General features: G+C 34.4%; 7 protein-coding genes. All 7 read left to right on the top strand.

The window, feature by feature from the left end:
- On the top strand, positions 1–489 hold a 489-nt coding region (locus tag VFS71_RS19830; RefSeq protein WP_326403422.1), incomplete at its 5' end, for a DUF2490 domain-containing protein.
- A 255-nt stretch (positions 490–744) separates the two neighbouring features.
- Positions 745–2,358: an NAD-dependent malic enzyme gene (locus tag VFS71_RS19825; protein WP_326403420.1), complete on the top strand. Its 1,614-nt coding sequence runs from the start codon at positions 745–747 to the stop codon at positions 2,356–2,358.
- A 190-nt stretch (positions 2,359–2,548) separates the two neighbouring features.
- Positions 2,549–4,228, top strand: coding sequence for an aspartate-alanine antiporter (gene aspT / locus VFS71_RS19820; protein ID WP_326403419.1), 1,680 nt, complete (start codon positions 2,549–2,551; stop codon positions 4,226–4,228).
- A gap of 169 nt (positions 4,229–4,397) precedes the next feature.
- On the top strand, positions 4,398–5,807 hold the full coding sequence (gene aspA, locus VFS71_RS19815) for an aspartate ammonia-lyase (protein ID WP_326403418.1): 1,410 nt from the start codon (positions 4,398–4,400) through the stop codon (positions 5,805–5,807).
- A 106-nt stretch (positions 5,808–5,913) separates the two neighbouring features.
- A complete protein-coding gene (locus VFS71_RS19810) occupies positions 5,914–7,323 on the top strand; it encodes an aspartate ammonia-lyase (RefSeq protein WP_326403424.1) in 1,410 nt (469 codons plus the stop codon).
- Positions 7,324–7,412: 89 nt separating this feature from the next.
- Positions 7,413–8,447: a type II asparaginase gene (locus tag VFS71_RS19805; RefSeq protein WP_414656008.1), complete on the top strand. Its 1,035-nt coding sequence runs from the start codon at positions 7,413–7,415 to the stop codon at positions 8,445–8,447.
- Positions 8,448–8,528: 81 nt separating this feature from the next.
- On the top strand, positions 8,529–9,533 hold a 1,005-nt coding region (locus VFS71_RS19800), incomplete at its 3' end, for an anaerobic C4-dicarboxylate transporter family protein (protein ID WP_326403415.1).

Genomic DNA, 9,533 nt, shown 5'->3' with positions numbered 1-9,533 from the left:
AAAGAAGGATGGTCAACTTATGCAGATGAAAATAGGATATATGAACAAGCACAGTTAATTACCAAAATTGGAAATGTGAGTATTCTTCAAAGGTTGCGAAACGAGCAAAGATGGCAAGAAAAAATGGCTAATGATGAACCTACAGGTGAACTTCGTTTTACAAATAGAGTACGCTATTTAGCCAGTTTTAACATTCCAATATTCAGTAACAAAAAAATGCCTTCTTTGGTTTTAGCTGATGAGTTATTAATTCATTTTGGCAAAGAAGTGGTTTATAATACATTTGACCAAAATCGATTATTTATTGGAATCAAACAAAATATAAATCCCCAATTGAGTTTTGATTTTGGTTATATGAATGTTTATCAAGAAAAATATACAGGCTATCAATATGACATGAATCATACCATTCGATTGTTCTTTTATCTCAACTCAGCATTAAAGCATAGTATACCTAAAGCTCCAGATCATCATTCAGGAGATGAGTAATTTTATATCTATTTGATTTTAAAGGCTATGAGTGTTTTTAAATATTTATTCTTAATTGAATTTAACGAATAGGTATTAAATATTTTTGTAAGTTTATGTTCTAAAATTCAAAAAATAGATATCTTTTTTTGAATTGTTATTTTTTTAAAGTTTTCTTTTATTGGACGAAATGATTTTATTAGCATTCATTTCTAAATTAAAATAATTGATGTTTTGTTGATTTTAAAAAATAAATAATTTATAAAACTGATTAAAATGGAAGACAACACTGGTTATTCGATATTGCGAAATCCTCGATTAAATAAGGGATCAGCTTTTACCCATGAAGAAAGAGAAAAATATGGACTGCAAGGAATGTTGCCAGAAGCAGTTGAAACCATCGAAACACAGATAATTCGCATTCAGGAACAACTGGGAAATTTTGAAAGACCCATAAACCAATACATTTTCCTGATGCAGTTGTTGGAAAATAATGAAACCTTGTTTTTCAAAACAATATCCAGTGATCCTGTCAAGTTTCTACCATTGGTTTATACACCTACTGTTGGAGAAGCCTGTCAAAAATTTGGTCAAGTAACCCGAAGACCAAGAGGATTGTATCTCTCTATCAAAGAAAAAGACAATCTAAAACAGATTCTGAGAAACTGGCCTGAAAAAGATGTTCGATTTACTGTTGTCACAGATGGTGGGCGTATTTTAGGATTGGGGGATTTAGGTATTTTCGGTTTGGGGATTCCCATAGGGAAATTGGTTCTGTACACCAGTTGCGGAGGTGTTCCACCAGAATATACCCTGCCAATTGTATTGGATGTTGGCACAAATAATGAAGAGTTTTTGAATGATCCGCTATATCCGGGTTTAAAATGCAAAAGGATTAGAGGAAAGGAATTTGATGATTTTGTAGCCGCTTTTGTTCAGGCGATGAATGAAGTATTTCCTAAAATATGTATACAGTGGGAAGATTTTCCAGGAGTTGATGCCATTCAGATTTTAAATACCTACAAAGAAAAAGTCTGTACTTTTAATGACGACATACAAGGAACAGCTGCCATTGCTACAGCAGGTTTTATTTCTATAAGTCGTTTGATGAAAAAAACATTTGTTGATCAACGATTTTTGTTTTTAGGCGCTGGAGCTGCAGCATTTGGAATAGCCAACATGTTAGTCAAAAAATTCCAAAGAGATGGTTTGACTAGGGAGCAAGCTTTAAATCAGATTTGGATGTTTGATGTAAATGGATTATTGGTAAAAAGTCGAAAGGATCTTCTCGATCATCAATTGCAATTTGCACATGATTTTGAACCCTGCACTGATTTTGCAGAAGCAGTTCTTAAAATTAAACCGACGGCCATTGTTGGTGTTAGTACTGTTGGTGGAGCATTCAATCAGCAGGTGATTGAAAATATGAGTGCCGTAAATGAACGACCAATAATTTTTCCCTATTCTAACCCAACTTCTCATTCTGAATGCACTGCCGAACAAGCTTATAATTGGAGTAAAGGGAAAGCTATTTTTGCTAGTGGAAGCCCATTTGCTCCTGTAGAATATCAAGGCAAAACTTTTACTCCAGGTCAAGGAAATAATGTATTTATTTTTCCTGCTTTAGGACTTGCCATTTTTGCTACCGAAGCGAAAAGAGTTACTGATGATATTTTATTGACTGCCGCAGAAGCTGTTGCAGAACAAGTATGTTTGGTGGATTTTGAAAAAGGACTAATCTATCCTAATGTAGCCGATATTTTGAGAGTATCGGTAAATGTAGCTGTAAAGATTGCCGAAGAAATTTTTAATTCTGGTCAAGCAGGTGTTGAAAGGCCTGAAAGTATTAGCGATTTTATCAAAAGTAAAATGTATGTCCCCGAATACTAATGTTTTGGTTGATATTTGAATGTTACTTTTTATTTGATTTAGGCAGAATATTTAAAATGGCAGATTTTTTTTATTACGTATGTATCTATGTATCAACTTTATGTGTTAACTTTAGTGTTAATTTAAAAGCAAGCCCCTGTTTTTAAAAAAGTAGAGTGTGTTTTGTTAATTGATTTGTAATCTGAAGTTAATGGAAAAAATTACACATATTTTGCAGGAGCATCCTGAGTTAGCAGTTTTTTTAACACTATCTCTGGGTTTTGCTTTAGGGCATATAAAAATTGGCACTTTTAAAATTGGAGTAGTTTTGGGGACTTTGTTCGCAGGAGTGCTTATCGGCCAATTGAACATAGAAATCCCTCCAATTGTCAAAACTATTTTCTTTGATTTTTTTCTTTTTGCTACAGGATACAAAGTCGGGCCCCAATTTTTTCAAGGGCTAAAGAAAAATGCATTTCCTCAATTGATGTTGACGGTAGTGATCTGTGTTTCTTGCTTATTGATTGCTTATAGTATGTCCAAACTTTTGGGATATGATACGGGAACCGCAGCTGGACTTTTAGCTGGAGCATTTTCTGAATCAACTCTTATTGGAACAGCCTCTGAAGCTATTCATCAATTATCAATTTCTGAAATTGAAAAAACACGATTAATTAACCATATACCTGTTGCTTATTCTCTTACCTATCTTATTGGAGCAACTTCTTTTGTTTTCTTTTTAACAACTATTGCGCCTAAATTATTAGGAATAAATTTAGTGGAAGAAAGCGAAAAACTCAGTCAGACATTGACTGGGGATACTGAGCATGAACCAGGTATTCAATCGGCTTATCAGCGATGGATAATAAGAGCTTACCAAATTACGAATGATAAATGGGTTGGAATTACTATTTCTGATTTTGAAGAAAAGAATAAAGATCTTCGATTAATTATTCAAAGAATTAGACATAATAAAGAATTATTAGAACCTTCTCCGGAAACCATTATTCATAAAGACGATATACTGGTAATAATGGCACAGCACGGTATTATTTTGAACAGTTTATCTAATATTGGCCCCGAAGTCTTAGATGAAGAGTTATTGAAATTTCCATTGGCACACATGGATATAACAATCACAAACAAAGAGATTTCGGGGAAAACAATTAGAAGTTTGCGGAAGCGTTTTGGAAATGGTTTGATGTTGGATAAGGTTACTAGAGAATATCAGGAAATACCATTTAATTTAGATACAGTTTTACTTAGAGGCGATGTTTTGAAACTTACAGGTAAAATGGTTTTAATGGAAAAAGCGGCCAAAGAAATAGGATATTTAGATCGATTAAGTTCTGCAACAGATATCGTTTTTTTAGGGTTGGGAATTGTTTTAGGTGGCCTTTTTGGATTGCTTTCCATAACTGTTTTCGGAATCTCAATAACCTTAACAACTAGTGGTGGAGCCTTGGTAATGGGATTGGTTTTTGGTTGGTTGCATTCACAGACACCTATATTTGGTAGCATTCCAGAACCTGCCTTATGGATTTTTGATAATGTGGGATTGGCAACTTTTATTGGTTTGGTAGGAATGGCTGCAGGACCTAGTTTTATTTCTGGACTTCAAGAAATGGGTTTTAGCATTGTTATAGCTGGTTTTGTTGTAGCAATTGTACCGCACATCATTGGACTTTTTTTTGGAAAATATATTCTGAAAATGAACCCAATAATTTTGTTGGGAGCACAAACAGGAGCTGGAACATCCACTATTGGGCTGAAAGCGATACAGGATGCTTCGGCCAGTAAATTTCCGGTTTTAGGATATACAATCCCTTATGCTTTGGGAAATATATTATTAACGGCTTGGGGACCAATTTTGGTTTCTATGATGAATTGATTTATACAGAACTAATGCAGTTTATAATATAAAGATAATAATATTTATATTTTGATATTTATTTTATTGTTGATGTAAAAAATATAAATAACTTAAAAATCAGTATTAAAAGTAAAATTTATTATTTTAGCTCTTTAAAAAAGTCAAAAAATTAAAATTAAATATTAATATGAAAACAACAAGAAAGGAACACGATTTTTTAGGGGAATTGGAAATTCCCGATCATTTGTATTACGGAATACAAACTTTTAGAGCAGTAGAAAATTTTAATATTACAGGAATTCCAATTTCAAAAGAACCATTGTTTATAAAGGCATTGGGTTATGTGAAAAAAGCTGCAGCACTGGCCAACAAAGATTGTGGAGCTTTGGATGCTAAAATTGCTGAAGCGATTTGTTATGGTAGTGACCAAGTAATTGCTGGTAAATTTGATCAAGAATTTGTTAGCGATTTAATACAAGGAGGTGCTGGAACATCTGTGAATATGAATGCCAATGAAGTAATTGCCAATATTGGATTAGAATATTTAGGGCACAAGAAAGGGGAGTATAATTTTTTGCATCCTAATAACCATGTGAATTGTTCTCAATCGACCAATGATGCTTATCCATCAGCATTTAGAATAGCATTGTATTTAAAAATGGATCATTTTATAAAAACGGTTGAAAATCTTGAAAAAGCTTTTGCAGCCAAAGGTAGCGAGTTCAAGGAAGTTTTAAAAATGGGAAGAACTCAGTTGCAAGATGCCGTACCAATGACTCTGGGACAGGAATTTCATTCCTATGCAACTACAATAGGAGAAGATGTTTTAAGGTTAAAAGATGCACAAAGTTTAGTGTTAGATATTAACATGGGAGCAACAGCTATTGGAACCAAAGTAAATGCACCGGAAGGTTATCCTGAAATTTGTGTCAATTATTTAGCTAAAGAGGTTGGGATTCCATTAACCTTATCGCCAGATTTGATTGAAGCAACAGTAGATACTGGGGCCTATGTCCAAATAATGGGAACAATGAAAAGAACGGCAGTTAAAATTTCAAAAATATGTAATGACTTGCGTTTGTTGAGTTCAGGACCAAGAACAGGATTCAATGAAATTAATCTGCCTCCTCGTCAGCCTGGTTCATCGATTATGCCGGGAAAAGTAAATCCTGTAATTCCTGAAGTGGTGAATCAAACCTGTTTTTATGTTATAGGACAAGATTTAACCGTAACGATGGCGGCTGAAGCTGGACAATTGCAATTAAATGTTATGGAGCCAGTAATTGCTTTTGCAATGTTTACTTCATTGGATTATTTGTCAAACGCAATTCAAACATTAATTGATAAATGTATCATTGGTATTACTGCAAATGAGCAGCATTGTTATAATATGGTGATGAACAGTATTGGGATTGTAACTCAGCTGAATCCAATTTTAGGATACGAAGAAAGTGCCAGTATTGCGGGAGAAGCTTTGAAAACTGGAAAAAGTGTTCACCAAATTGTAGTTATTGAACGCAAATTAATTTCTCAAGATAAATGGGAGGAAATTTATTCAATAGAAAATTTAATCAATCCTAAATTCATTACTTCATAAGAGTTTATTAAAATTCAGACGATTCTAAATTATATGTAATAACAGTTATAAAGTAGAACTAATGATAAACAGCCAAAAAAATTTAATAATAATTGTATTCCTTTTTATGGGTTACAATTCGTATTCCCAGTTTCGAACAGAAAAAGATTTATTGGGAGAAAAACAAATTCCCGCCGATGCTTATTATGGCGTTCAAACAGCCAGGGCACTAGAGAATTTTCAGGTAAGTGGTGTGAAAACTAACTTTTATCCAGATTATGTAAGAGCATATGCTATGGTGAAATTAGCAGCTGCGAGAGCTAATGCTGATGTGGGGCGCATGAAAAAAGACAGACTTGATGCTATTGAAAAAGCCTGTCAAGCAGTAATTGATGGGAAATATTACGATCAGTTTTTGGTGGATCTCTATCAAGGGGGAGCAGGAACATCTGCCAATATGAATGCCAATGAAGTACTTGCAAATATTGCTCTTGAATTAAGTGGACATAAAAAAGGGGAATATAAATTTATAGAACCCCATGACGATTTGAACATGGGACAATCTACAAATGACGTGTACCCAACAACCATTCATGTTGCATTGTTATTGCATAATGATAAATTAATGAAAGAAGTAAAGTTACTTTCTGATGCTTTTCATAAAAAAGGGGATGAATTTAATAAAATACTAAAAATGGGTCGTACCGAGGGTCAGGATGCTGTTCCAATGACCTTGGGTCAAGAATTTCATGCTTTTGGATACCAACTTGATGCTGAAATAGAAGGCTTACGCAAAAGTGAAGCCTACTTGTATGAAGAAAATATGGGGGCCACCGCTATCGGTACGGGAATTACTGCTACTCCCGGATATGCCGAAAAATGTGCAGTACATTTGGCAAAAATCACAGGAAAGCCAATGGTATTGAGTCCAGATTTAATTGCAGCCACTTCAAGTATGCAAGGATTTGTGATGTATTCATCAGCACTTAAAAGTTTGTCTGTGGCATTGTCAAAAATTAGCAGTGATTTAATTATCCTGGCAATGGGACCCCGTACAGGGCTGTTTGAGATAAACCTGCCTGCCCTTCAGCCAGGCTCTTCTATTATGCCCGGTAAAGTGAACCCAGTGATGCCAGAACTTATGAATCAGATTTGTTATAAAGTGATTGGTAATGATTTGACAGTGACATTTGCTTCTTCAAATGGACTTCTTCAATTGAATGCTTACGAACCTGTAGTTGCCATTTCTATTATGGAATCCCAAGCTCTTTTTTATAAAACGATGCCTTTATTTAGGAAAAATTGTATTGATGGAATTACTGCAAATGAAGAAGTATTGAAACATTATATTGATCGAAGTGTAGGTATAGTTACCGCTTTAAACCCTGTTTTGGGTTACGAAAAGACTACTGAATTGGCTAAAGAAGCACTTTCAACCAATAAAGGAATACTTGAACTTATTCGCGAAAAGAAATTATTAACAGAAGATCAAATCAAAAAGCTTTTAGATCCGGCAACAATGACGGGTCAGAAATAATGCTTTGAAGTTTTATAGATTATAAAAATCAAAAATTAATTGAATTAACTTTAACTAGATAAATTATGAAAAAGATTGTTTTAATATTTATGATTTCAGTTTTTGGTTTACCAGTGCAAGGACAAAATAAAGTACCCAAAACTTCGCCAAGAATCATTATTTTGGCTACAGGTGGGACCATTGCTGGCTCAGGGGAATCAGCAACTAAAGCTGCTTATACAGCAGGGAAAGTGCCTATTGATGATTTGCTAAATGCAGTGCCTCAAATTCATGATTATGGAAAAATAACTGGAGAGCAAATTGCTCAAATTGGTAGCCAGGATATGAATGTGGTGACTTGGTTGAAATTATCAAAAAGGATAAATGAAATTTTCAAAAATAATGAGGCCGAGGCAGTAGTGGTTACACATGGTACAGATACTCAGGAAGAAACTGCTTATTTTTTGGATTTAACAGTGATGTCAGATAAACCAGTTGTTCTAGTTGGAGCCATGCGACCATCAACAGCGATGAGTCAGGATGGAAATAGAAATTTATTGGATGCAGTAATGGTTGCTGCTAGTCCAAAAAGTCAAGGAAAAGGGGTGATTGTAGCTATGGATGAAAAAATTTATGATGCCAGAGATGTGACTAAAACCAGTACCACAAATTTAGAAACTTTTCAATCTCGTAATTTCGGCCCAATTGGATTAATCTATGATGGTAAAGTAAATTACTACTATCAATCATTAAGAAATCCTTCCAAAAAGTTTGATGTCACAAGTTTGACTTCATTGCCTCAAGTAGAAATTGTTTACGGATATGCAGATGCTAGCCCTGTATCTGTGACTGGAATTGCAAATTCAGGCGTAAAAGGGATAGTTTACGCAGGAATGGGAAATGGTAATTTCGGCGAGCCAGTAGGAAAGGCATTGGCAGATGCAGCTAAAAAAGGAATTTTGGTTTGTCGTTCTGCAAGAGCAGGTTCTGGCAGAATTACTTTAGATAATGAAGTAAAAGATGCCGAACTTGGTTTTGTTGTTTCAGATGATTTAAATCCACAAAAATCTAGAGTTTTATTGATGTTGGCTTTGACAACTACATCGGATAGAGAAAAGATACAGCAGTTTTTCTTTGATTATTAATAAGTTGTAAAGTGAATTTTTTATAAAGTTCACTTTTTTTGTTTCAAATATAATAATAGTAGTAACCTTAAATATAGCTATATGATTTGGATTGAATTTGCTGTTCTTATTGGAATGATTCTTATAGGGTCACAAATGAAAGGAATTGGATTAGGTGTAATGGGTATGGTAGGATTGTTTATTTTTCTTTTTATTTTTAAAATGAAGCCTACAGACCCTCCTCTTGACGTGATGTTAATAATTATGGCTATTGTAACAACGGCAGCAACCTTACAGGCATCAGGAGGACTAGATTATCTTGTTAATTTGGCAGAGAAAATTATTCGAAGCAATCCTTCAAATATCACATTTATTGCGCCTTTTACAGTTTACTTTTTATGTCTATTTGCAGGAACTGCCCATATAGTTTATTCCTTATTACCAATTATTTCTGAAGTGTCGGCTAAGAAAAGAATTCGACCCGAACGACCATTAAGTATTTCGGTTATAGCTTCTCATTTGGCTTTGACAGGAAGTCCTATGAGTGCTGCAACAGCTGCCTTGGTGGTTATATTGGGTTATCCTGGTGCCTTGGTAGATATCATGATGATTTGTATTCCGGCCTGTATTATCGGCATACTAATAGGTTGTTTTTCTGTTTTCAAAAAAGGAGCAGAATTGGATAATGATCCTATTTTTATTGAAAAAATGAAAGATCCCGAATTTGCAAAAAGTATGGAAGTAGATGCTGAAGGTGAAGAAAAAAGTTTAAAGCCTGGTGCTAAAACTTCAGTTTTAATATTCACGTTTGCAATAGTTCTGATTGTAATAGCGGGGGCTTTTCCAAATTTAGTTCCTAGTTTTGAGCCTGGTGCCAAAACTCTTGCAGTGGCTGCCAATGGATCTTTATCTATGGTAACAATAATCAGCGTTATTACACTTACTGCTTCTGCGGCTATGATGCTAATTACTAAAACAAGTACGGCAGATGTTACCAAAGCCAGTTTGTTTACCTCTATGGCTTCTGCTGTAGTGTCTGTGTTTGGAGTGGTTTGGATGAGTTCTACTTTCATGCATGCTAATAATGATAAAATACAAGAAGCCTTA

The organism is Flavobacterium sp., assembly GCF_035760125.1.
Taxonomy (GTDB): domain Bacteria; phylum Bacteroidota; class Bacteroidia; order Flavobacteriales; family Flavobacteriaceae; genus Flavobacterium.
The sequence above is the reverse complement of the archived record's forward strand: the minus strand, read 5'-3'. Positions and strand labels throughout refer to the sequence as shown.

Excerpts from the sequence above, each read along its gene's own strand:
- aspA (WP_326403418.1), top strand. The coding sequence starts at position 4,398 with ATGAAAACAACAAGAAAGGAACACGATTTTTTAGGGGAATTGGAAATT.
- VFS71_RS19825 (WP_326403420.1), top strand. The coding sequence starts at position 745 with ATGGAAGACAACACTGGTTATTCGATATTGCGAAATCCTCGATTAAAT.
- VFS71_RS19805 (WP_414656008.1), top strand. The coding sequence starts at position 7,413 with ATGATTTCAGTTTTTGGTTTACCAGTGCAAGGACAAAATAAAGTACCC.
- VFS71_RS19810 (WP_326403424.1), top strand. The coding sequence starts at position 5,914 with ATGGGTTACAATTCGTATTCCCAGTTTCGAACAGAAAAAGATTTATTG.
- aspT (WP_326403419.1), top strand. The coding sequence starts at position 2,549 with ATGGAAAAAATTACACATATTTTGCAGGAGCATCCTGAGTTAGCAGTT.